General features: G+C 45.6%; 20 protein-coding genes. 7 read left to right on the top strand and 13 right to left on the bottom strand.

The window, feature by feature from the left end:
• Position 1 precedes the first annotated feature (1 nt).
• Positions 2-1,105, bottom strand: coding sequence for an efflux RND transporter periplasmic adaptor subunit (locus tag NI462_RS08365; RefSeq protein WP_253160044.1), 1,104 nt, complete (start codon positions 1,103-1,105; stop codon positions 2-4).
• A 148-nt stretch (positions 1,106-1,253) separates the two neighbouring features.
• Between NI462_RS08365 and NI462_RS08360 the strand changes: the two genes are divergently transcribed.
• From NI462_RS08360 to NI462_RS08350, 3 genes are all read left to right on the top strand, one after another.
• On the top strand, positions 1,254-1,877 hold the full coding sequence (locus NI462_RS08360; protein WP_253160042.1) for a TetR/AcrR family transcriptional regulator: 624 nt from the start codon (positions 1,254-1,256) through the stop codon (positions 1,875-1,877).
• Between the two features lie 149 nt (positions 1,878-2,026).
• Positions 2,027-4,711: a phosphoenolpyruvate carboxylase gene (gene ppc / locus NI462_RS08355; RefSeq protein ID WP_253160040.1), complete on the top strand. Its 2,685-nt coding sequence runs from the start codon at positions 2,027-2,029 to the stop codon at positions 4,709-4,711.
• 296 nt (positions 4,712-5,007) lie between these two features.
• Complete coding sequence (locus NI462_RS08350) at positions 5,008-6,303, top strand: solute carrier family 23 protein (protein WP_005108269.1); 1,296 nt, start codon at positions 5,008-5,010, stop codon at positions 6,301-6,303.
• A gap of 121 nt (positions 6,304-6,424) precedes the next feature.
• Here the strand turns inward: NI462_RS08350 and NI462_RS08345 are convergent, their stop codons facing one another.
• The 4 genes from NI462_RS08345 to ilvD (NI462_RS08330) form a co-directional block, all read right to left on the bottom strand.
• On the bottom strand, positions 6,425-6,712 hold the full coding sequence (locus tag NI462_RS08345) for a chorismate mutase (RefSeq protein ID WP_005094791.1): 288 nt from the start codon (positions 6,710-6,712) through the stop codon (positions 6,425-6,427).
• Positions 6,693-8,015, bottom strand: a complete 1,323-nt coding sequence (locus NI462_RS08340; protein WP_005245482.1) for a hypothetical protein — start codon at positions 8,013-8,015, stop codon at positions 6,693-6,695. Before NI462_RS08340 ends, NI462_RS08345 begins: the two co-directional genes overlap by 20 nt.
• 151 nt (positions 8,016-8,166) lie before the next feature.
• Positions 8,167-9,852 carry a dihydroxy-acid dehydratase gene (gene ilvD / locus NI462_RS08335; RefSeq protein ID WP_253160038.1) on the bottom strand — a complete coding sequence of 562 codons (1,686 nt, stop codon included), beginning with the start codon at positions 9,850-9,852 and terminating at the stop codon, positions 8,167-8,169.
• A 373-nt stretch (positions 9,853-10,225) separates the two neighbouring features.
• The gene (ilvD, locus tag NI462_RS08330) at positions 10,226-12,055 is read right to left on the bottom strand and encodes a dihydroxy-acid dehydratase (protein ID WP_081401186.1); all 1,830 of its coding nucleotides are present in this window, start codon (positions 12,053-12,055) and stop codon (positions 10,226-10,228) included.
• A gap of 408 nt (positions 12,056-12,463) precedes the next feature.
• Here ilvD (NI462_RS08330) and fmt point away from each other — a divergent pair, with 408 nt between their 5' ends.
• A complete protein-coding gene (gene fmt / locus NI462_RS08325) occupies positions 12,464-13,426 on the top strand; it encodes a methionyl-tRNA formyltransferase (RefSeq protein WP_253160036.1) in 963 nt (320 codons plus the stop codon).
• Positions 13,423-14,730, top strand: a complete 1,308-nt coding sequence (rsmB, locus tag NI462_RS08320) for a 16S rRNA (cytosine(967)-C(5))-methyltransferase RsmB (RefSeq protein ID WP_253160034.1) — start codon at positions 13,423-13,425, stop codon at positions 14,728-14,730. Before fmt ends, rsmB begins: the two co-directional genes overlap by 4 nt.
• 69 nt (positions 14,731-14,799) lie before the next feature.
• On the opposite strand, the gene zupT is transcribed toward rsmB, so the two are convergent.
• From zupT to NI462_RS08300, 4 genes are all read right to left on the bottom strand, one after another.
• Positions 14,800-15,609: a zinc transporter ZupT gene (gene zupT / locus NI462_RS08315; protein WP_253160032.1), complete on the bottom strand. Its 810-nt coding sequence runs from the start codon at positions 15,607-15,609 to the stop codon at positions 14,800-14,802.
• An 88-nt stretch (positions 15,610-15,697) separates the two neighbouring features.
• On the bottom strand, positions 15,698-15,808 hold the full coding sequence (locus NI462_RS08310; RefSeq protein ID WP_004647694.1) for a methionine/alanine import family NSS transporter small subunit: 111 nt from the start codon (positions 15,806-15,808) through the stop codon (positions 15,698-15,700).
• 10 nt (positions 15,809-15,818) lie between these two features.
• A complete protein-coding gene (locus NI462_RS08305) occupies positions 15,819-17,294 on the bottom strand; it encodes a sodium-dependent transporter (protein ID WP_180075603.1) in 1,476 nt (491 codons plus the stop codon).
• A 585-nt stretch (positions 17,295-17,879) separates the two neighbouring features.
• Positions 17,880-19,328 (bottom strand): aldehyde dehydrogenase family protein, encoded by a 1,449-nt coding sequence (locus tag NI462_RS08300; RefSeq protein ID WP_253160030.1) that lies wholly within the window; start codon positions 19,326-19,328, stop codon positions 17,880-17,882.
• A 134-nt stretch (positions 19,329-19,462) separates the two neighbouring features.
• On the opposite strand from NI462_RS08300, the gene NI462_RS08295 reads away from it, so the two are divergent.
• Together NI462_RS08295 and NI462_RS08290 are read left to right on the top strand one after the other, a co-directional pair.
• Entirely contained in the window at positions 19,463-20,152 is a 690-nt protein-coding gene (locus NI462_RS08295) for a TIGR04219 family outer membrane beta-barrel protein (protein ID WP_253160028.1), read from the top strand.
• A 367-nt stretch (positions 20,153-20,519) separates the two neighbouring features.
• The gene (locus NI462_RS08290; protein WP_168730570.1) at positions 20,520-21,071 is read left to right on the top strand and encodes a type 1 glutamine amidotransferase domain-containing protein; all 552 of its coding nucleotides are present in this window, start codon (positions 20,520-20,522) and stop codon (positions 21,069-21,071) included.
• 49 nt (positions 21,072-21,120) lie between these two features.
• On the opposite strand, the gene NI462_RS08285 is transcribed toward NI462_RS08290, so the two are convergent.
• The 4 genes from NI462_RS08285 to NI462_RS08270 all read right to left on the bottom strand — a co-directional run bounded on the left by NI462_RS08285 (position 21,121) and on the right by NI462_RS08270 (position 25,248).
• Positions 21,121-21,441, bottom strand: a complete 321-nt coding sequence (locus NI462_RS08285; RefSeq protein ID WP_253160026.1) for an ankyrin repeat domain-containing protein — start codon at positions 21,439-21,441, stop codon at positions 21,121-21,123.
• An 18-nt stretch (positions 21,442-21,459) separates the two neighbouring features.
• Positions 21,460-22,092 carry a hypothetical protein gene (locus NI462_RS08280; protein ID WP_004647699.1) on the bottom strand — a complete coding sequence of 211 codons (633 nt, stop codon included), beginning with the start codon at positions 22,090-22,092 and terminating at the stop codon, positions 21,460-21,462.
• Between the two features lie 98 nt (positions 22,093-22,190).
• The gene (locus NI462_RS08275) at positions 22,191-23,540 is read right to left on the bottom strand and encodes an aromatic acid/H+ symport family MFS transporter (protein ID WP_253160024.1); all 1,350 of its coding nucleotides are present in this window, start codon (positions 23,538-23,540) and stop codon (positions 22,191-22,193) included.
• Between the two features lie 343 nt (positions 23,541-23,883).
• Positions 23,884-25,248 carry an MFS transporter gene (locus tag NI462_RS08270; protein ID WP_005094821.1) on the bottom strand — a complete coding sequence of 455 codons (1,365 nt, stop codon included), beginning with the start codon at positions 25,246-25,248 and terminating at the stop codon, positions 23,884-23,886.
• Positions 25,249-25,603 lie beyond the last annotated feature (355 nt).

The raw sequence follows: 25,603 nt of genomic DNA, 5'->3' as shown, positions 1-25,603 counted from the left end.
CTTAACTCCCTGCCTGAATGGTCACACGACGGTTTTCACGATCAATCGGATTGATTTTTTGCTGGTTACGCAGCAGATGTACGCCGCCAATCACCACATAGTCTTCCGGCTTGAGGCCACTGAATACAGGAACACTGTCCCGGCCATAGGCACCGAGCTGGACCGGGACTTTACGTAAGGTATGATCCGGCTGGACCACCATGACATAAGCCTGCTGATCCGTTGCCGAGACACTGGATAGCGGCACACTGAGCATATTATCGCGGCTGTGCTGAAAAAATACCCGGGCACTTTGTCCCAGCTGGATCTGGCCATTGCCTTCACGTAAGGAAACTTTAACCCGAAAGGTACGCGACTGGTCCGCTGCCGGTGAAATCTCGCGGACAATGGCGGCAAATTTTTCTTCAGGTTTGGACCATAAGGTGACTAGGGCCGCTTGCCCCACCCTGATTTCAGCAATCGCCTGTTCCGGTACGCCAATCACCACTTCACGTTCGCCGGCAATCGCCAGTTCATACGCCGCCTGCCCGGCAGCGACCACCTGTCCTGTTTCAATATTGCGTGCCGTGATCACGCCGTTTCTGGTGGCAATCAGCTGGTTATAAGCAGTCTGGTTTTTAGCGGTATCATAGTTGGATTGTGCCTGCTTCAGATTTGACATGGCGGTCTTGTACTGATTTTCGATCGCATCATATTGTGAGCGGCTCACGGCATTGGATGGCAATAACTGCTTGAAACGTTGTAATTCATCCTGAGCAATCTTAGTGGCAGACTGCGCGCTTTCCAGCTGGGCACGTGCTGCATTCAGCTGCAGCTGGGCATCTTTGACATCCAGTGTCGCTAGTACCTGCCCGACTTTGACCTGATCCCCGACATCGACGAAACGCTGGGTTACCTGTCCCGCCACCCGAAAGGCCAGCTCGGTTTGCTGACGCGCCTGCACATCTCCGGCATAGCTTTTCAGTTCATGCTGTGAAGCGGCCGGTCTACTCACCATGACGAAGGGAACTTCCTGTTCTGCTGCGGCAGTATCTTTGTTGCACCCGCTTAAGGTCACACTGCAAAGCATCATCATGCCAGCCAATACGCTGTAAATCCTGCTCATCTTATTCGCTCTTATCTGATCATCTTTTTTAGGGCAAACTATGCTGATATATTGAATTGCTTATCTTTTAGCCAATATGCCAACCGGTACACTAATTACAACTGAGTCATCAAAGCAATGACCGTGTTAACTGTTTTGAGAAGAAATTGTGCAAATACCTGTAGGACGACCCAAAGATCTGAAAAAGCGCCAACGGATTCTCAGTGTGGCCAAAGCCTTATTTTTAGAACATGGCTATCATACTTCTAGCATGAACCAGATTGCGCGTGAGGCCGGCTTCACCAAGCTGACGGTGTATAACCATTTTCAGGACAAGGCGACTCTGTTTACGTGTGCGATCGAAGATACCTGTGAAGCCATTCTGCATGAACATCCTCAGCTCTTGCAGCCGGGCAGTGACTTTGCACAGGAGTTTTATCAGGCCTGTCAGCGCGCTTTAAATATTATTCATTTACCAGAAGCGATCAAGCTGGACCTACTACTGATGGAACTGGCCTCGCAGCAAAGTCCTCTGGCAGAACAGTTTTATCAGGCCTCACATAGCAAACTGGATGCAGTCTGGAATGATTTTTTTACCCTGGCCCAGCAGTACCGCTTTATTCAGGTTGATCTTCCAGAAAAACAGACCGAGCTGATCGTATCCCTGCTGACCGGAACCCGTCATCAGAAAATCCTGCTGGGTCTCAGCCTTCCCCCTTCAAGCGCAGAACAGCAACAGATCATTAACGAGGCCATTGAACTGTTTATGCTGAAATATGCCCTGCCGGATTAACTCCTTTCCTTCGGACTGATCGCCGATAACCGTATGTGGCCTAAAAGTTGCTAAAAAAGCAGCCAATGCTCTGCAACTTTTGTCTCTAGGGGACTTGGATTGTCATGCAGTCGCGGTATAGTCAAAGCATGCATGTGAGGGAATAAAAAATGATTCAACAGATTGATGCACCACTACGCGAAGACGTACGCTTACTGGGTAATTTGCTTGGGGAAACCTTAAAATTACATGCCGGGCAGGATTTGTTTAATCAGATCGAGCAGATCCGTGCCCTGTCCAAAGGCGCTCGCGATGGACAGGTCGAAGCAGAAAAACAACTGGAACAACTGTTTTTGAGCCTGGAAGATGCCGAAATCCTGCCGCTGACCCGTGCCTTTACCCACTTTTTAAACTTTGCCAATATTGCCGAACAATATCATGTGGTACGTCGTCGCCGTCAGAGCGAGTTTGATGACACTGCAGAATCGCCCAATCCTCTGGTGCCTTTATTTGAAAAATTTAAACAGCAGGAAATTTCTGCAGATACGCTGTATCAGCAAATCTGTGAACTGAAAATTGAACTAGTCCTGACTGCGCATCCCACAGAAGTCAGCCGCCGTACCCTGATTCAAAAATATGATGGCATCAATAATGCCCTGTCCAAATTCGACCAGCAGAAACTGACGCCACGTGAACGTCAGGCCGTTCTGGCCGATCTGAAACAGCTGATTAGCTCCGCTTGGCAAACCGATGAAATCCGTCAGCATCGCCCGACTCCGATCGATGAAGCCAAATGGGGTTTTACCACCATTGAACAGACCCTGTGGAATGCGGTCCCGAAATTTATCCGCGAACTAAATGGCATGGTGCAAGCGCAATGTGGCCAGAACCTGCCCTTAGATGTCGCACCAGTACGTTTTGCCTCCTGGATGGGTGGTGACCGTGATGGCAACCCGAATGTCACCCACACCGTCACTCAGGAAGTACTGTGGCTGTCGCGATGGAAAGCAGCCGATCTCTATGTACGTGATATTGAAAACCTGCGCTGGGAACTGTCCATTCAGCAATGCAGTCCGGAAATTTCCGAAGCTTTGGGCCAGCCCCATCCTGAACCCTATCGTGAATATTTACGTGACACCCGTACCCGCCTGAAAGCGACGCGGCACTGGCTGGCAGAAAAATTAAAAGGCAATGATGCCGATGACAGTCTGGTGATTAAAAGTAAAGACGAACTTTTACAGCCACTCCTGACCTGCTACCGCTCACTGATGGACTGCAATCTGGCCGAAATTGCCAATGGCAGCCTGCTGGACTTTATTTACCGGGTCAACAGCTTTGGGATCGAACTGCTAAAACTGGATATCCGCCAGGAATCCGGCCGTCACCGTCAGGCGATTTCAGCCATTACTGAATATTTGGGACTGGGGAATTTTGAAACCTGGACCGAACAGGCCCGTCAAAACTTTTTACTGCAGGAATTGCAAAGCAAGCGTCCGTTACTGCCGAAACATCTGAATGAACCGGCCGGCAGCCTGATTGAACATCCGGATGTACAGGAAGTCTTTGCCACCATGCGCACACTGGCCGAACAGCCGAGCGAGTCTCTGGGTGCCTATATTATTTCCATGGCAGAATATCCAAGTGATGTCTTGGCCGTCCTGCTTTTACAAAAAGAAGCCGGCATCGAGCAGGCGTTACGGGTGGTTCCCCTGTTTGAAACCTTAAAAGATCTGGATGGCGCAGCCGCAACCATGTCGACCCTGTTCAATATGCACTGGTACAAACAGCATATTCAGGGCAAACATGAAGTCATGATTGGCTATTCAGATTCTGCCAAGGATGCCGGTTTTATGTCGGCCAATTGGGCACAGTATCGTGCCCAGGAAGAACTGACAGCGGTTGCCCAGCAACATGGCGTGCAATTGACCCTGTTTCATGGTCGTGGTGGTTCAATCAGCCGGGGGGGTGCGCCAACCCAGCAAGCCTTGTTCTCTCAGCCACCGGGTTCTATTTCCGGTGCAATCCGGGTGACTGAACAGGGCGAAATGATCCGCTTTAAATTCGGGTTGGAAGAAATCGCGCTGCAAAATCTGGAAATTTATACTGCTGCAACCCTGGAAGCGACCCTGCTCCCGCCACCTGAGCCAAAACAGGAATGGCGCGACCTGATGCATCAAATGACCGAGCTATCGGTGCAGGTCTATCGCCAGACCGTACGGGAAAATCCGCATTTTGTAAAATACCTGCGTACCGTTACCCCTGAACTTGAACTGCAGATGCTGCCTCTGGGTTCACGCCCCGCCAAACGTAAAGTCAGCGGCGGCATTGAATCCTTGCGGGCCATTCCCTGGGTATTTGCCTGGACCCAAATTCGCCTGATGTTGCCTGCCTGGCTCGGTACCGGTGCCGCCCTGAATGAAGTTGTGGATCAGGGACAACGCACGGTACTGGATGAGATGCTGGCAGAGTGGCCGTATTTTCAGACCCTGATTGATATGCTGGAAATGGTACTGTCCAAAGCCGATGCCAATGTGGCGCTATATTATGAATCGCATTTGACTCAGGATGAAGATCTTAAAGTTCTGGGAACAGAACTGCGTCAGCGTTTGCAGGATGCTGTACAAACCCTGTTGAGCTTAAAAGGCGAATCGAAACTCCTGAGCAGCAACGGCGTACTGGATCAGTCCATGAAGGTACGTAAACCGTATCTATTACCATTGCACTTGCTGCAAGCTGAGCTGATGAAACGTCGCCGTTTATATCTTGAACAGCAACAGGCCGAAAACACCCCGGTGGATCATGCGCTGATGGTTAGTATTGCCGGTATTGCAGCCGGTCTGCGTAATACTGGCTGAGCAAAAATGCCCATTTGAAAGCACATCCTGGTGATGTGCTTTTTTATTGATCAGTCAATAGCCAGGAAATATTTTATTTTATATAGTAAATCAGATTTATTTATAGATACCCCTATTTATAATAAGAAATTAATCTACTGATTTCACTTTAATTTTAACCCAGTATTCTTTTACCACCCGGTAAAATCTTAAATAAAGTCATAGAATTAATTTGAACAAAAATTTTGTTTAAGTGATTAAATCTTCTAAAGAACAAGAGTATGATGTACACAATTTATCTTTTGAGTGCTCATTTTATGTCCAGTTGGTTTCCCAAATGGCGCCCTTATGAGGGCAGTATCGATGCACGACCAGTAGGTACCGCAGAGTATTTGCCACCCGCACAAACGGTCATTTTGGGTGTACAACATGCTTTTGCCATGTTTGGCGCAACTGTACTAGCACCTTTTTTAATGGGCTTTGATCCTAACCTGGCGATTTTAATGTCAGGGATCTGTACCATTCTGTTCTTTTTAATCACCGGTGGCCGGGTTCCAAGTTATCTAGGTTCAAGCTTTGCCTTTATTGGTGTGGTCATCGCAGCAACAGGTTATGCGGGTGGTGGCGGACTGAATCCAAATATTGGCGTTGCAGCAGGCGGGATTATCGCATGTGGCATCTTCTATGCACTCATGGGCTTTCTGGTCATGGCGACGGGCACCCGCTGGATTGAAAAGCTGATGCCACCGGTAGTGACCGGTGCCGTGGTGATGATCATTGGCCTGAACCTTGCTCCAGTCACAGTGAAAAGCGTGATGGGCAATACCTTCAATATGTGGATGTCCCTGGTCACTGTGCTGTGCATGGGTTCAATTGCCGTATTCACCCGTGGCTTATTACAGCGCCTGCTGTTATTGGTTGGCCTGTTATTGGCTTATCTGATCTACTTTGTACTCAGTAATGTCATGGGTTATGGCACTGCGATCAACTTCCTTCCCATTCAGCAAGCAGCCTGGTTCGGTTTACCGACTTTCCATGCGCCGACTTTTGAAGTCAATGCCATGCTGATCATTGCACCGATTGCGTTGATTTTGGTGGCTGAAAATCTGGGACATATCAAGGCTGTAGGTGCGATGACCGGAGAAAATCTGGATCCGCATATTGGTAAAGCCTTTGTGGCCGATGGTGTTGCAACCACTCTGGCAGGGGGTGTCGGTGCGCCGGGCATGACTACGTATGGGGAAAACATTGGCGTGATGGCAGTCACCCGCGTGTATTCCACCATCATCTTTGCAGTCGCGGGTGTCTTTGCTGTGTTTCTGGGTTTATCGCCGAAGTTTGGTGCGATTATTCACACGATTCCGACAGCGATTCTGACCGGTGCTTCGATTGTAGTCTTTGGTTTGATTACCATTGCTGGTGCCAAAATCTGGATTGAGAACAAGGTCGATTTCTCGCAGAACAAGAACCTGATGGTGGCTGCGGTGACCATTATTTTAGGTACGGGTGATTTTGCCCTGACTTTTGGCAGCTTCAATCTGGGTGGTATTGGTACGGCAACGTTTGCTGCACTGATCCTGAACTGGTTCTTTAGCCTGGCCGATAAAAAATAAAACTCGAAATAAAAGTATTGAGCAGCCGAATGGCTGCTTTTTTTATCTTTATATTTTTCAACTTTGCGATTAAAGAAATGAAAAGAAGCCCCGCAAGGCTTCTATTAAAGCACGTGTCTGTTTAAGGACGAAACTCTTTCAGTTCACGTTGAATAAAGTATTGGAACATTTCACGGTATAGATGTTCAATAAACTCCTGATCGACACCTTGTTTTTGCGCCAGAGCTCTGACATTTTCTACAATCTGCTCCATACGTTCCGGTGACTGTAAATCGGTTTCGGTTTTTTTGAAACGGGTGGTTTGATCAACATAAAATTGACGCGCAGCGATCAGCTCAACTAAAGCTGTATCAATGGCATCGATCTGTTGACGTGCATGTTCTAGTGATTCAGCTTTGATCTTTTCCATGTTTTTTCAGTTCACTTTCAGTTTGATTATTACTCTTATACTTTTCTTCTAACACATTACTGAAAATACTTTCAATCATCCAGACCCGATATAAGCTATTAAATGTATAACTTTGATCATCTATGCGCAGTTCCAGTACCGGGAAATTCGGCTGCGACTTCATTTCACAGAGCATATCATTGTCCTGCAGCTTGACCAGAATATCGTCCTGGGTCAGATCGACAATATTTAACTGTTGCTGCAAACGTTTGAAATGGGGTGCATAAGACAGGTCTTCACCACGGGTCCAGACGGCCTGCAAGATCTGGTACATCGCCTCGATCCGCTGCTCCTCGGGACAGCTATAAAATAATTGTGCCATTGGCGCAATCGCCTGCTCGGTCGGTCGGCAGAACGGAGTGAATTCAACTTCCGTCCGTTTGGATAAACGCGTGGCCAGACTCCAGTCAAAGTCATCTCGTCCACGATAGGACAAGGGATAGACATTCAGCTGGATATTATAATAATCCGCCAGTTCTTCCTTGATATAGGCCAGTAATAGCCAGGAGATCGGATCTTCCAGCGCGATATACAAGTCCAGTTCCGGATCCATCGACTGGATCTCGTTCAGCTCCTCGGCATCACTGATCAGATGTTCACGCCATTCAATGTGATCGATCATAAAAATCGGATTACCGGTCAGCAGTTTTTGCTGCTCCAGACGCCGGGTCAAACGCAACAGGTCATCGACCGCCTGATACTGGCGACCGCCTAAATTGAAATAGCTGGCCAGAATCGGGGTCTGGTCAAAAATACGTTCGGGAAAATCCTGTGGCTGATGGTGGCGACTGGCCATGGCATAAAGAGTTCGTAATTTTCCGGTCTGTTTTTGCCAAAGCATATGGAAGACATCTTCCAGCAAATACAGGAAATCCTGTCCACGCAGCGGCGTATGTCGCAAAATCAGTTCGGCCTGTTTTAAGGCCTCAGCGCTCGGTAATTCCGGCGTATCATGAAAACTGAAACGATGCTGTTTTGACAAGATTTTTGCATCATTAATCGTGTAGTGCTGCCATTCATCAAAAGACATCTGGTTCGGCGCTTCGGCATGCTCACTGGAAATGATGACTTTTAGCGGCTTGAGTTCTGGACTTAAAATTTCTTCGAGCTGGGGCAACTGCTGTACCGCCAGATAACTGTACACATCATCCAGTCTTAAATGGATACTCAGCCCATCTTGAATAGATAACACCGTTTGACGGGTCGGTTTTTGGTAAAACCAACTCGATCGGATTGGATCAAACCAACGGCGTAACAGGGACATGAGATCGGCCTCGACAACAATGACGGTGCGCAGCTCAACATATGAGAAGCTGCGCAGAATAATCTATTTTTAAGATCGCAGAAGCCAAAGCCCTGCATGCTGTAAAAACTTATATCAAGTCATAAGCAAATGTTCAATGTTTAACAATGGATTAGAGGTCAAGATTCAGGTCAGTGACCGCCCCGGTTTCTGCACCTGAAGTCAGTTTGGCGAATTTAGCCAGCGCACCGTGGGTATAGTTTGGCTGAGGTTTGGTCCAGGCCGCTTGACGTGCAGCAATTTCTTCTTCCGCGACATGCCAGGTCATTTCCCGAGTTTCGGCATTAATCGAAATCTGATCACCATTTTGCACCAGACCAATCGGGCCGCCCTCATAAGCTTCTGGCGTCACATGACCAATCACGAAACCATGACTGCCGCCAGAGAAGCGTCCGTCAGTAATTAAAGCCACCGAAGCGCCCAGACCTTTACCAATAATCGCAGAAGTCGGTTTCAGCATTTCCGGCATGCCCGGACCACCTTTAGGGCCGACGCCACGAATCACCACCACTTCACCCGGCTGGACTTCGCCATCCAGAATCCCGCGCATGGCACCCTGCTCGCCTTCAAAGACCCGTGCCGGGCCAGCAAAATGCAGACCTTCCTTACCGGTAATCTTGGCCACAGCGCCCTTCGGCGACAGATTGCCTTTCAAAATCACCAGATGGGAATCTTTTTTCACGGGCGCATCAAAAGGCAGAATAATCTGCTGACCTTCCGGATAGTCCTGCACATCGGCCAGGTTTTCTGCCAGCGTCTTACCTGTGACCGTTAAACAGGACCCATCCAGCATGCCGGCATCCAGCATGCGTTTCATCAGTGGCTGGATTCCGCCAATCGCAATCAGTTCTGACATTAAATACTTGCCCGATGGACGCACATCTGCCACCACCGGAATATCTTTGCCAATCCGCACGAAATCATCCAGACTCAATTCAACCCCTGCGGTATGCGCCATGGCTAGCAGATGTAACACGCCATTGGTTGAACCACCCAGCGCAATCAAGACCTTGATCGAATTTTCGAAAGCAGCCTTGGTCATGATGTCGCGCGGCTTGATATCCAGTCGTAACAGATTCATCACCGCTTCACCGGCACGGGCACAGTCGATTCGTTTGTCATCCGAAATCGCTTCCTGTGCCGAGGAACCCGGCAAGCTCATGCCGAGTGCTTCAATCGCAGAGGCCATCGAGTTAGCGGTATACATACCGCCACAAGAACCCGGACCTGGCAAAGACACTTCTTCAATATGCTTGACCTGAATCGCGTTGATTTCACCTTTGGCATACTGACCGACTGCTTCAAATACCGAAATCATGTCGGTATGTCCTTCGCCCGGTTTAATAGTGCCGCCATAAATAAACAGCCCCGGACGGTTTAAGCGTGCCAACCCCATGATGCAGCCCGGCATGTTTTTATCACAACCACCAATCGCGATGACCCCATCATAAGCCTGACAACCCACGACCGTTTCAATCGAGTCTGCGATCACTTCCCGTGACAGCAGGGAATATTTCATGCCTTCCGTACCGTTGGAAATTCCGTCAGAAATGGTAATGGTATTGAAGATAATACCTTTGCCGCCCGCAGCACTCACGCCCTGCTCTACAGTTCTGGCCAGACCATCAATATGCATATTACAAGGCGTGACATTGGCCCAGGTCGAGGCAATGCCAATAAATGGCCGTTCAAAATCAACATCTTTAAAACCGGTAGCACGCATCATGGAACGCGCCGGTGCATTTTCAATGCCTTCATAAACGGGGGCTGAATGCTCGCGGATATTATCTTTACTCATTATTCTCTTCCTGGGCGATGACCAATTTTAAGCGTCGGTCTTGGACAATTTATTTTAAGGTCATTGTATAGAAAGCAGACTACACATGAAAGCAACACTCTGTACTCTGCGAATTCCATTAATCCATTTATTATTTTTCTACCCAAATCAGATCACATGATGAAGCGACATGGATGTCGCTGTTTTCCTGTGCAGCAAGGATGCTGCATCAGGAAAACAAAGGCGTTTTGTTACTTTTGCGCTGTCAAAAGTAAAACATTGTCTACGCAATATTATTGCAAAATCACAAAGTAAAATGCGACCGTGCTATTTTCAACAATTAATAAAAAAGCACCCCCGTCTGGAGTGCTTTTTAAATCTGTAAAATTACAAATTAGATATCACGTACCGCACCTTTCGAGGCACTGGTGGTATGCATCGCATACGCTTTCAGTGCTTTAGACACTTTACGCGGACGCTGTTCAGCAGGCTGCCAGCCTTTGGCTTCTTGTGCTTCACGACGTGCTGCCATAGTTGCATCATCCACCGCCAGGTGAATGGTACGGTTTGGAATATCAATTTCGATACGGTCGCCATCTTCAACCAGACCAATCGCACCGCCTTCTGCAGCTTCAGGCGACACGTGACCAATTGAAAGACCAGAAGAACCACCTGAGAAACGGCCATCTGTTAACAGAGCACAGTCTTTACCCAAACCTTTTGATTTTAAGTAACTGGTTGGATACAACATTTCCTGCATACCCGGACCACCACGTGGACCTTCGTAGCGAATCACCACAACATCACCCGCAGTGATTTTGCCGCCAAGAATGGCTTCAACTGCAGCATCCTGACTTTCAAACACACGTGCAGTCCCGTTGAATTTCAGGATTGAATCATCCACACCTGCTGTTTTTACGATACAGCCTTCTAGTGCGATGTTGCCATAAAGTACTGCCAGGCCACCATCTTGCGAGAATGCATTGGCTGCATTACGAATCACGCCATTGTCACGGTCGCCATCTAAACGTGCATAGTAACGGTCTTGTGAAAATGCCGTCTGAGTCGGTACACCACCCGGCGCTGATTTGAAGAATTGATACACTTCTTCATCTTCAGTACGGATGATGTCCCATTTATCCAAGGCATCTTTCAGTGTTTTTTCATGAACAGTTGGAACAGATGTATCGAGTAAGCCTGCACGATCCAGTTCACCCAAGATTGACATGATGCCGCCGGCACGGTGTACATCTTCCATATGGACGTCTTGCTTCGCCGGCGCAACCTTACAAAGAACCGGCACATTACGTGACAAACGATCGATGTCGGTCATCGTGAAGTCGACTTCAGCTTCGTGTGCTGCTGCCAACAGATGCAGAACCGTATTGGTTGAACCACCCATGGAAATGTCTAAAGTCATTGCATTTTCAAATGCCGCTTTGGTTGCGATTGAACGTGGCAAGATGCTGTAATCTTCCTGTTCATAATGACGTTTCGCCAATTCAACAATCAGTTGACCAGCTTTTTCAAATAATTTTTTACGGTTGGCATGGGTTGCCAGTGTTGAACCATTGCCCGGAAGCGATAAACCAAGTGCTTCAGTCAAACAGTTCATCGAGTTTGCGGTAAACATGCCTGAACATGAACCACAAGTTGGACAAGCAGAACGTTCGTATTCTGCGACTTCTTCATCAGTGAAGCTGTCATCTGCTGCAACAATCATGGCATCGACTAGGTCAATGGCTTTTTCATTGCCACGGATTTTGACCTTGCCCGCTTCCATTGGACCGCCAGAGACAAATACCACCGGAATGTTCAGACGCATCGCGGCCATGAGCATCCCCGGGGTGATCTTGTCACAGTTCGAGATACACACCATTGCATCGGCACAATGCGCATTGACCATGTACTCGACCGAGTCTGCAATCAGATCCCGTGAAGGCAATGAATACAGCATGCCGTCATGACCCATCGCGATGCCATCATCGACCGCAATGGTATTGAATTCTTTGGCCACGCCGCCTGACGCTTCAATTTGACGTGCCACCAGCTGACCCAGATCTTTAAGATGCACATGACCCGGTACAAACTGGGTGAACGAGTTCACCACCGCAATAATCGGCTTACCGAAATCTTCATCTTTCATGCCGGTGGCACGCCATAAACCGCGTGCGCCAGCCATATTTCTTCCGTGTGTCGATGTTTTTGAACGATAGTCAGGCATTTTATATTTCCAACAAAGTTTGAGCTTGCAATGAATCGGGCAGATCCACTCTGGCTAAATCATACTGACAAGGAGCTTAAATCAGTTGAATTTTAAACCTATCATACTACAAGCCCTTGATTTACAAGATGGCTCTTTGGTTGTAGATGCAGGCAAAAATGTCTATAGAGAGATTTGGATGATCTGACGATAAAAATTTCTTAATGAAATCTACTATACCGCCATCATCCTCAGGACAATACAAAACTTTCATGAATAATTTTTACAATTTGCATGAGTTTTTTTTATATAAAAATTCCACCGAAATTCAAGTACTCACCAAGCTTCTCGGATAAGTTTTTGCAACGATTAGGCTGAAATTTGGCTTTTGGCTTATAATAGCTTTTAAGTTTATTTGGAATTTCATGTGTGAAGATCATATTTGCAGGCACACCAGAATTTGCAGCGACTGCATTGGCTGCGTTGCTTAGAACCGAACATGAAATTGTGGCGGTCTATACTCAACCTGACCGTAAGGCCGGACGTGGACAAAAGCTCACGGCATCTGCGGTGAAGCAGTTAGCGCTTGAACACAATATTCCGGTTTATCAGCCTTTACATTTCAAGTCATTGACTGAAGAAGGCCTGGCAGCACAAGCGGAACTTAAAGCCTTAAATGCAGATGTGATGGTAGTGGCGGCTTATGGTCTGATCCTGCCACAAGTGGTTCTGGATACGCCAAAATATGGTTGCCTGAATATTCATGGTTCGCTGTTACCACGCTGGCGCGGTGCGGCCCCGATTCAGCGTGCCATTGCCACTGGCGATGCCGAGACCGGTGTGACCATTATGAAAATGGCAGCCGGTCTGGATACTGGGGATATGATGTATAAAACACTGTGCGCGATTAACGCTGAGGATACTTCTGCCAGCCTGCATGACAAACTGGCGCTGCAAGGTGCTGAGGCAATTGTGGCCGTGCTCGAATCGGAACAGACTTTACAACACTATCTTGAGACCCGTGAAGTTCAGGATGAAAGCCTGACTGTCTATGCACATAAACTGACAAAAGCCGAAGCGCAAATTGACTGGACACAGTCTGCAGCAGTCATTGACCGTAATATTCGTGCCTTTAATCCTTGGCCGGTGGCATTTACTCCGCTGGATGACAGCAGCAATTTACGCATCTGGAATTCATCACTTTCCACGCAAAATGCAAGCAATGCCCTACCTGGTGAAGTGATTGCCTTGGATAAAGACGGCGTGCATGTGATGTGTGGCGACCAAAATGCCATCTGTATCACCAATCTGCAATGGCCAGGCGGCAAAGCCCTGAATGCTGTTCAAATTAATCAAACTCAAAAACTATCGGTAGGATATAAATTCGCATGAGCCAAATTCAATCATCAGCTAAAAATTTGAATTTGCGCGCGCAAGTTGTAAAAACCCTATTGGCTGTACAAAACGGCCAATCACTTGCTTCTGTACTCAATCAACATATCAACATCGTCTCTGAGCGTGACCGTGGTCTTTATCACGAGTTAACTCTAGGCTGTTTACGTCAGTGGCATGGCCTGAAAGCCATCACCCTGCCGCTGTTAACCAAACCTCTTGATAACCAAGCTCTAGAAAGCTGCTTATATTTGGGTTTGTACCAGATTCTATGTACCCGTATTCCGGCACATGCTGCGATTTCAGAAACCGTGACTGCTGCCAAACAACTGGGCTTTGAGCCTTTAAGCGGTCTGGTCAATGCAGTACTGCGTCGTGTTTCACGTGAAACAGAAGAATTTGACCTGGCTTTAAATCAGGCGCATGGCCTGCCAAGCTGGCTCTACAAGCGTTTAAAGAAAGACTGGCCGGAACAGCTTGCCGAGCTGCCACATGACTTGAAACAGATTGCACCGCTCACCTTGCGTGTCAATGTCAATCAGGTCAGCCGTGATGAATATCTGGAAATTCTGGAAGAAGAAGGCTATGAGGCACGTGCCTGTACTCTTTCTGAAGTTGGCATCGTTCTGGAACAGAATGTGCATATTCCGAACCTGCCGGGCTATGAAGCCGGTGGTTTCTCAGTTCAGGATGAACATGCCCAGCTTTGCGCGACTTTAGTTCCTGACCTTGAAGGCAAAGTCGTGGTCGATGCCTGTGCCGCTCCGGGTGGTAAGACCGCGCATATCCTGGAAAAATATAGCCCGAAAAAGCTCTATGCCATTGATCAGGACGCTAAACGTTTAGTCCGTGTGGCAGAAAATCTGGAACGTCTATTGTTAACTGAATATGCCGACGTTGAAATTATTGCAGCTGATGCGATCACCTGGACCGCTCCGGAGCCGGTCGACTGTATCGTACTGGATGCACCATGCTCTGCGATTGGTGTGATCCGTCGTCATCCGGACATCCGTTTACTGCGTCAGTCTACTGATATTCCGAAAACGGTTGAGCTGCAAAAACAGATTCTGGAAAATATGTGGCAGCAGCTGAAAGTCGGCGGTACTTTGCTCTACATCACCTGTTCAATTCTGAAAGCTGAAAACGAACAGCAGATGGTCGAGTTTTTTAATACCCATGCCGATGCTAAAGAAATCAAGATCGAAGCCGATTGGGGTATCGAACAGATTCATGGTCGCCAGTTGTTGCCGAAAGCAGATCAAGGCGACGGCTTCTTCTATTGCCGTATAGAAAAAACTGCATAAGTCATGTGTTTAAAATGAAAGGCAGCCTAAGCTGCCTTTTTTATGGCGCGTGATTCAGGAATATCAGACTTATTGAATAAATTTAAAAATTACCAGACTAGTAGCCAAGGCAGCCATGCCGCTCACCAATCCATAGACTGTTTCATGCCCTTCAGAATAGCGTTTTGCCGTCGGCAATAATTCATCCAGCGCCAGATAAACCATCACACCGCCAATCACGCCAAAAATCAGGCCATAGACCGTTTCATTCATATAAGGCGCCAGAATAAAATATCCCAAGGCTGCACCCAGAGGCTCGGCCAGTCCCGAAACCAGGCTGGCCCAGAGAGCATAATCTTTACGGCCGGTGGCCATATAGACCGGCAAGGTAATCGCCACGCCTTCTGGTATGTTATGAATCGCAATCGCGACCGCCAGAGGTGCACCCAGAGCAGGACTTTCCAGAGTGGCAAAAAATGTTGCCAGTCCTTCCGGCAAGTTATGGGCACTAATCGCAAACAGGGTCAGCATGCCAGTACGCAGTAACTGTTGTGAACTGACTCCCTTGGCAGACTGGGTTTCAATAGTATCATGCGGATTCGGGACAAAGCGGTCCAGCAATAACACCAGAACCACGCCCAGTAAAAAAGCAAAAGTGCCAAAGGCAAAACCGGTTTTTTCACCAAAATCCAGAGTGAAAGACGCAATCGACTTGTTCAGAATTTCGGTTAAAGAAACATAGACCATGGCACCGGCAGCAAAAGCTAGACCAAAAGCAAGCAGGCGGAAATTGGGTTTTTTTAAGAACAGTACCAGTCCACCCCCCACTACGGTAGCCAGACCGGCCAAAAAAGTCACGGCAAAAGCTGTATAGACTTGTCCATCTGAAACGGAAATCATGTCAAAGCATCAGCCATTAAAAAAGTCATTATCATCAAGGATGATAATGACTTCCGTTTATGGTAACAGTAGGTTTATGTGAAGATTTTTAGTCTTCTGGTTCTTCCGGATTCTTTGCCAGATGAATCACAGCCAGTACCAGACCACCCCATAATAAAACGATGGAGATGATCATCATGATTAGTGCAGATGTATTCATAGTCGCTCTCCTAGCTGTGACGATCTTTGATCAGGCTGAACAGAATGGCACCCAGAATAAAGAATGCCATCACTCCTCCACCTACCATCCATAGGGTACTGGCAGCATAGCCACCATAACCTTCTGCCATGATCGATTTCAGGGTCAAGCCCAATGCCAGCAATAATGACAAAGGCGTGATCACCGTCAGCATGAAGTTCCAGCTCGCACCCAGTTTCACGCTGGCAAACTCATTCACATGGCCTTCCAGCTGTTTCATTAATGGACGACGGAACCAAGACAACAAAATAATCGATAACAGACCACCACCGACAATACCGATGTTATTGGCAAAGTAGTCGATGATATCGACAAAGGTAATGGCACTATGTGTCGAGAACATCAGGGTAGAAATCACTGCTGAACCACCAGCAATAATCGTCACTGACTTGTTCTTTGACCAGCCCAGTTTGTCTTGGAACGCAGCAATCGGAACTTGCAGGATGCTCACCATCGAGGTAATACCGGCAACCGTCAATGAAGCGAAGAACAGGAAGCCAAACAGGTCACCGCCTGCGCCTAAACTGGAAATGATTTTCGGAAACGCAATAAAGGCCAGACCAATACCGCCAGATACCACATCTTCAACTTTAGCACCTGAGCTAAACGCCATAAAACCAAGCGCGGCAAAAACACCAATACCTGCCAGAATTTCAAAAGACGAGTTGGCCAATGCCACCACAATCCCTGAACCAGTCAGGTTAGTTTTGCGTTTCAGGTAAGATGCATAGGTCAACATGATCCCGAAGCCCACTGACAGTGAGAAGAAGATATGACCAAAAGCGGCTAACCAGACTTTATAGTTGGCCATCGCTTCCCAGTTCGGCGTGAAGAAAGCATTTAAGCCATCGACTGCACCAGGTAGACGTACTGCCTGAATCACTAGGATCGTGAATAAAATCACCAGCAATGGCATAAAGATTTTATTCGCCAGTTCCACCCCACGGCGTACTCCACCGTAAAGAATCAGCATGACTGCTGCCCAAACGACCACCAAACCAAAGAACAGCACAGGTACAAAACCGAGCGTCAGACCCTCACCATTTTGCAGGTAAGTATTGAAGAAGAAGCCTTGGGTATCTGTGCCCCACTGCTGTCCAAAGGAATAGAACATATAGCTGCCAGCCCAGGACAAGACGCTGGCATAGTAAATCCCGATCACCAGAGTGACCATGACCTGCCACCAACCCAGGGATTCGGCATTCATGAGTTTTTTATAGGCCATAGGCGGTGCTTTACGGAACTTGTGTCCGACCGCATAGTCTAAAAACAATAAAGGTAAACCTGCTGCGAAAATCGCAATCAGATAGGGGATCAGGAATGCCCCGCCACCATTTTCATAGGCAACATAAGGGAAACGCCAGATATTCCCCAAGCCAACGGCGGAACCAATCGCTGCAATAATGAATCCTGATCGTGCGGACCAATTCTCACGAGTTTCTGTCATAGAACACCTAAACTTTTAACCCCTTTAGATGCTGCTTGTTATGGTTATGGCGCAAGCAAAAAAAGAAGCATTTTCAATAATTTTGGGTGTTTGAATTAGAGGGCACCTTGTGGGCGTCGAATTCTAATGTACAAACAGGTCAGCAGGTCTTACATCTTGCTTAAAGTCTGATCGAAAAACTGACCTTGTAGATGATTTAACAATACTGACTTTTTTAAATTTTTTCTGTAAATTCTGCTTAAAATATTCGTTATTTATAATCTATTCGAATTAAGCGTTCAATAATTCTCCGAAATAGGCCAGATTAAACAAGTTATATATTGACAAACTTTTTGGAATATATTTTTCTTAAGTTTTACTACAGGGTCGCTGTTTCAAAAAATGTATTCCAAGACTCTGATCCAGCATCTGTTTTTAGATCATTATTTGAAGATGAAACGGCTCATACTAAGGCACATGACCAAGCTGTGATATGGGAAATCAAAGTCTCTCATGGAACTTTAACCTCCTTAAAATCCGGCTCAGATATCACAAGCAGATTTAAAACAAGCCATCTGTGATATCGAAGCGCTGAATATTCTGAACCTAAGCTTTAATCACCAGCATGCGCTCTTCCTGCATGTCGCGAATGGCTGACTGAATTCCTTCACGACCCAGACCTGAATCTTTGACCCCGCCATAAGGCATGTTATCGACCCGGAAAGACGGAATATCATTGATAATGACACCGCCGACATGCAGATGATCCCAGGCATACAGCATCTTGTTCAGATTCTGAGTATACACTCCAGCTTGCAAGCCAAAACGGCTGCGGTTGATACAGGCAATACCGGATTCGAAATCAGCATACGCTTCCAGAATTGCCACCGGGCCAAAGGCTTCATCACGGTAGATTTCCAGACTGTGGTCTACATTTTCCAGCAAGGTCGGTGCGAACATCACACCATTCAATTCGCCTCCAATCAGGATTTTCGCGTCTTTTTTCACGGCTTTATCCAGCCATTTTTTCAGGCGTTTGGCTTCATCTTCCTTGATCATCGGACCAACCAAGGTTGTGCTCAGATTCGGATCAGCGGCTTTAATCGTTTTCAGTTTCGCCAGCAGTTTGTCCTTCACTTCAGTATAAATCTGCTGATGCACCAAAATGCGTTGCACACTGATACACACCTGTCCGGCATGGTTATACGCCCCGCCAATTAGACGGTTAATCAAGGCATCGTTAATTTCGGTATCTGGCTCAATCATGACAGCAGCATTGCCACCCAGCTCCAAGACCACTTTTTTACGACCGGCACGCGCTTTCATATCCCAGCCTACAGCATCGGAACCGGTAAAACTGAGTAATTTAAAACGCTCATCGGTGACCAGTAGATCAGCCAGCTCTCGCGGACAGGGCAATACCGAAAACGCACCTCGCGGTAAATCGGTTTCCGCCAGAATTTCAGCAATTTTTAAGGCAGAAATCGGGGTTAGACTCGGCGGTTTCAGCACAAAGGGACAACCGGCTGCAATCGCAGGAGCAATTTTATGCGCGGTCAGGTTTAAAGGAAAATTAAACGGACTAATCAAAGACACTGCACCAATCGGCACCTGTTTTACAATGCCTCGATAACCGGATGCTGCCGCAGTCACGGCCAAAGGCAGCATACGTCCCTGATCAACTTGGGTCACGGCATCTGCGGCAATCTGGAAAGTATTAATCAGACGTTCAACTTCGGCTTCGGCTGCTTTACGCGGCTTGCCCCCTTCTGCAATCAGAATTTCAGTCAGTTCTTCATGAATCTCACGAAAACGGCGTACGCAATGCAGCAGAATTTTCTGTTTCTGAAACGGCTCCAAGGCAGCCATTTCGGCTTCAGCATCTACGGCAGACTGAATCGCCTGTTCCAGTGTATTGGCATCAGCCAAGGCGGCACGGGCATACAGTTCGTGGTTATATTTATGTTTGACCTCTAACCATTCACCCGTCTGAACGGCCTGACCGGCGACATATAATGCATACTCTTTCGTTTGTTGTGTGCTTCTCGCTACCATCTTATTGTCCTGCAAAATCCAAGGATATACATTTTTGAAATTCTCTATATCATGCACTTGCTACTCCATATTAAGAAGATGTTTTTAAGTAACCAGACACCTCCAATTTTAATAAAGCTTTAGGGAATAGAGCCATGCGCGCAAAAATACTCACCACCTTATTCTTCGGTTTTGGACTCAGTACGCTCAGTCATGCAGATGTAATCGGCGTGAAAGCAGATCTCAGTTACTGGGATTTTGACGGCTATAGTCAGGATAACAATTTCAAGCATGAGCTAGATCGACAAGGTACAGCGCAGCTATCTGTCGCTGTAGAACATCCTGTGCCATTGTTACCAAATGCCAAGATTAAATACGTCAATCTGGACAGCAATAGCGAACAGAGTTCTCTTATCAATGCCTCAGAAATTGAGCTGAACAATATTGACTATATTCTGTATTATGAATTGCTAGATACTATTGTGCATGCGGATATAGGCGCAGGTTTAACCAATCTAGATGGTACTGTGAAAAACCTGACGACCGGAGTTTTCACTCAATACGATCTGGATGAATACAGCCCACTGCTCTATGCAACAGCCGGGGTTAAATTGCCATTTACCGGTATGAGTGCCAAAGCAGAAGCGGTTTACAGTCACGGCAGTGATACTCGAAAGACTGACGTACAGGCGGAACTGCAATATGATTTCATTGATAATCTGCTGGTCGATGTCGGTGCCAAAATCGGTTATCGCCTCATGCAGGTAGATTTTGAACAAGATCAGCGTCCAGATTTAAAGCTTGAATTTAAAGGGCCTTATATCGGCTTAGATGTACATTTTTAATATCATATAACTGGTTAAGCTTGCACAGCTCAATTTCTCCGCGCTGATGTAAGCCAAAGCGTACAGCAATAACCGCAATCTGCTGCTAGTGCATAACCGGGATGTGTATTACTTTATAAACATAGAGAGCAGGATGCTCCAGAAGACCTAAAAACAAGAATAACATCGCAACACCAGGACGTGAGGTACGACAGGAGTTATACCTAAATCACGAGATACGAAAAAGCCCCGACAGGATGTCGGGGCTTTTTTTTCTGCCTATTATTTTATTTATCATTGCTTAACAGTTCCGAGCTAAAACTCCAACATTGTAAGAATCCCCTTGTTGTTAAGCTAAAAATCCTCACATTTTTTAGGAACAGCAATCATGGTAAAAAAGGTCCTCTTTATTACATCCAATCAAGGCATTGAACATGATGAACTCACTGAGCCTTTAAATTTTCTAAAGTCCAAAGGTTTTGAAGTGATTCATGCTGCCGAAAAAAATGAAGATGTCGCCACTGTCAAAGGTGATACCAAGGCTGCTACCCAATACACGCCGGATACCAGTTTCGACCATGTCGATCCGAATGATTATGATCTTTTGGTGATTCCCGGCGGCACTGTCAATGCAGATACTTTAAGAATCAATCAGGATGCGCAGAAAATCATTCAGCATTTTGCCGACAATCACAAACCGATTGCCGCAATCTGTCATGGGCCATGGACCCTGATTGATGCACAGCGCATCAAAGACAAGAATCTGACCTCATATAAGAGCATCAAGCTAGATCTGGAAAATGCCGGCGGGAAATGGGTCGACGAAGAAGTCCACCGCTGCAATACAGGTGACTGGGTACTGATTACTTCACGCAATCCGGACGATTTACCGGCTTTCAATGAAGCGATCTTAAAAGAGCTTGAAGGCGAAGCTGCCTAAGCTCCTACACTAAAAAAAGAACCTCAGCATTGAGGTTCTTTTCTTATATTCAGACATCTCCGGCCAGACTTTTCAGATAAGTCACAACGTCTTTATTTCCGGCCATTTCGGCCAATTCTAAAGCAGTATTAGGACTGCGATGTGCAATATCAGCACCCTTGCTGACCAAGAGTTTGACCACTTCCAGATGATCATTTTCAGCAGCGGCCTGTAAAGCACTATAGCCTTCTTCGTCGGCAGAGTTAACGTCCAGACCTTTCTGTAAGCCTTGCTCGACCTGTTCAACATCGCCTAAAGAAGCCCAGTACACCAGTTCAGGAAGATGCAGTTCATCATCTTCAAGGATTGGGGAGAATGAGTTGAGTTTCATAAAATTATCCGTTTCAAGTTATTTAATTGAAAAATCTTCATTAGCATAACCTACCGTAACCTCAACTGAGATAGGATCACTGGTAGTTTTGATAACCCATACACCGATAAAATTATCGGTTCTTATAGTTGTAAAATACAATGACAATAATGATTCTATTGCTTTAATTTCTTTAGGTAATGTATCAACAAAATTTTTTAAATTTTTATCATGTCCCCATGGATTATCTGCATGAAGATATTTACCTAATTTGTCATACAATCTGATGAAATTATTAATCGTTAAAAAATTCTCTTTTTGTCTTTCAAAGTGATAATACCCTTCCTTGACAAGAAAGGGTTCTGATAAAGGAATAGGATAAAAATCTTTATTGATATTTTTTAATATTTTGACAATAGTGCTAGCTTTATAATCTTTACGGTAATCATTACGACTTTCAGCTTTTAACCTAAATTTTGCATACTCTGTTTTATTTGGAGCTATAGCAGCAAAAGCTAATAATTCTAAAGTTTTCCTCAACTGAAGTATTGCAGACTCTAAATAAGCTTGCTTTGAGGAATTTAAATAAATTTCTAAAAATTCTTTTGTAACTTTTAAACGCGATAATGCTTGTTCAATATTCTGTATATAAATATATTTCAATTCTTCCATGTTTTTAATTTTCAAAAATAAATATTAAAAACAAAATATATAATATCTCAAAAATAAAAAAGCCCCCTTTCGGAGGCTTCTTATTTAAAAACTTAGCTTTAAGCTTTAGACACTGCTGGCTCAATTGAACCAATCTTTTCAGACTCATTGTCATGCATGATCAACGCAACCGCAATTGCAGTAATCAGAACCGGTAAACCAACTGCCATAAAGTTAAAGTAAGCAGGCAGATTCATACCAAGTAAGCCACCAATCAGGATTGGGCCTACAATCGCGCCCATACGACCGATCGCAGAAGACCAGCCAATACCTGTCGAACGTACCGCAAGTGGGTAGAACTGCGCAACATAGCTATACAGCAACATTTGTGAACCAATCGAGGCTGCACCTGCCAAGAATACCAAGATGTAAAGTAAGAATTGGTTAGATGCAAAGCCCATTGAGCTCATCACAATCGCACCCATCATACCGAGGAACATCAGTACCGGTTTCAAGTGGAAACGATCCGCAAGAATACCACCACCGACAATACCCACAACCGCACCAACGTTCATCACCATCATGAACATCAAGCTATTGTCCATCGAGTAGCCCGCTGCCATCATCAACTTCGGTAACCAGCTGCTCAGTGCATACATGGTTAACAGACAAGTGAAGAACGCGACCCAGAACAGTAAAGTATTGACCGCACGACCACGACGGAACAAGCTCACCACGTTGGCTGCTTCAGGCACATTTTCCTGTGGCAAAGTGAAAGTTGTGTTCTCGGTAACTGTCAGATTTGGCGCCAAGCGACGTACAATACAACGAGCTTCTGGCTGCTTGTTCTGTTTCACAATAAATGCGAGCGATTCAGGCAGGAATTTCCAGATCACTGGTAATAAAAACAGTGGAATACCCGCGATAAAGAACATGATTTGCCAACCAAAACTTGGGGTAAACCATGAACCTAATAACGCTGCCATCACGCCACCGACCGCATAACCACTAAACATGGTGGTCACCAGCGTACTACGCATTTTTTGTGGAGCATATTCCGAAGTCAATGCCACCAGGTTTGGCATTACGCCACCAATACCAAGACCGGCAAGGAAACGTAAAATACCGAATTCAGTTGGATTTGAGGCAAAGCCACCCGCAAACGTTAAACCACTGAACAATACAATACAGATCATGATCACTTTCTTACGACCGATCTTGTCCGCGAGGGAACCAAAGATCATCGCACCAAACATCATGCCGGCCAGTGCGGTACTTGCAAGCATTCCAGCCTGCACTGCACTTAAGCCCCAGTCTTGCATCAATAACGGTAAAACTACACCATTGATTGCGAGATCGTAGCCATCAAATAAGATAATGAGTAAACACCAAGCAACTACATTGAAGTGGAAAGGCGTGAATTTCGCATTATCGACTACAGAATTTACATCTATTTTTTCCGTTGTCATCGTTCTCATCTCCCATGAGTACTTGTCCATAACATCTTGTTGAAGACTGAAGTCAATCTTCAATGTCAGGCAATATACGCAAGCGGGATTTAAGGCACAATAAGACTAATTGATATTCTGCTATGCTCTCGGAAATGTCATTTATTTGCGTGATATGTCACACTATTATTAATATAAACTTTTGAATAATTGATGTTTATTTTTTAATTCGCCCAATATTTAAGCTCTATTAATCCGCTTATTCTTTTGACCAATTGAATATTGATTTAATTTCATACTAAAGATATGAAAAAGCCCCTTTAAGTAAGGAGCTTTTTTAACTGAGTAGGTTAATTACGAGAGTTTAAATTTTGGCTGTTTTTAATTTTTTCACCATCACGCGACCAGGTTGTGGCTTACGAATCATTGAAATAGCGATGATACCAATAATACCTGGCATTGCTACCGCGATAAAGTTCCATTTATGTGGTAACTCCATACCAAGTAGCATACCAATTACGATTGGGCCAACAATTGCACCTGTACGCCCTACAGCAGAAGCCCAACCAATACCAGTAGAACGTACTGCAACAGGATAGTATTGAGCAACATAGCTATATAACAAGATACTGGTACCAATAGATGAGGCACCTGCTAAACTCACAAGTAAATAAATAACAGGGGTTGGAGAATTAAAGCCCAAACCAACCAAAGATAGTACACCGACAGTTAACATACTCATAAGAACAGGTTTAAAGTCAAAACGGTCTGCCAAAATACCACCGCTAATGGTTCCGATCACGGCACCAATATTCAGTGCTAATAAGAACATTAAACTGCTACCTAAAGAATATCCCGCTGCCATCATCAGTTTTGGTAGCCAGCTTCCAAGTGCGTAAAGCATGAGTAAGCACATAAAGAAAGCAATCCAAAATAAGAATGTTCCTGTGGCACGATTTTCTGTAAATAAAGCTTTTACTGATGCACTTTGGGTCTGATCAGCGCTAGCTAGAACCAGTTCAGTATCTTCTTGTATGTCTGCAGTTGGCTCGACTTGCTTTATAAAACGACGTGCTTCATTCACTTTTTGTTCTTTAACGAGGAAAGTTAAAGACTCAGGTAAGAACTTCCAAAAAAATGGAACAAAAAGTAATGGAATACCTGCAATGAAGAACATAATTTCCCAACCAAAACTTGGTGTAAACCATGTACCGCATAATGCAGCCATAATACCGCCCACCGCATAACCACTAAACATGGTGGTTACCAGTGTGCTTTTTAAACGTTTAGGTGCATATTCAGACGTTAGAGCGACTAAGTTTGGTAATACACCACCAATCCCTAAACCAGCAATAAAACGTAAAATACCAAATTCTGTTGGATTAGTGGTAAATCCACCTAAAAATGTAAAAGCACTAAATAAAGAAACACAAATCAAGATAACTTTTTTACGACCAATTTTGTCTGCAAGCATCCCAAACAGCATGGCTCCAAACATCATGCCAGCGAGTGCTGTACTTGCAAGCATGCCTGCTTGAACAGCACTCATGCCCCACTCTTGCATAAGTAGAGGCAGAACGACACCGTTAATTGCTAAATCATATCCGTCAAATAGGACAATAAATAAACACCACAATACAATGCTTAAGTGAAATTTAGTGAATTTTGCTTGATCAATCACATCATTCACACTTACCGTGTTTGCTACTCGCTTCATGTTTTCTGCCATTTTTACTCACCTCCTGTGAGTTTTTTTCGTTGTTTTCAGCACGACACATGACCCTAACTCTTATTTATTATTTTTAATGATTCTTATCGCCATGTCTTCGCAACAACTTAGTTCAACACAGCTACTTTTCATGCAATATCCGACTAAAGTCTTACTTATTCCTTAAAATTCTAAACCCATGAGTCTAGTTTTTAATCAATATTCAACAGTTCCCACATTTATTTAACTAAATTCCACGCATAAAAAAAATCCCCCTCTGCTAATGCGGAGGGGGATTTTGGAATAATGAGCTGGCGATGACTTACTCTCACATGGGTAACCCCACACTACCATCAGCGCTAAGAGGTTTCACTTC

Source organism: Acinetobacter lwoffii, from assembly GCF_024129715.1.
In the GTDB taxonomy this organism is placed as follows: Bacteria; Pseudomonadota; Gammaproteobacteria; order Pseudomonadales; family Moraxellaceae; genus Acinetobacter; species Acinetobacter lwoffii_U.
The sequence above is the reverse complement of the archived record's forward strand: the minus strand, read 5'-3'. Positions and strand labels throughout refer to the sequence as shown.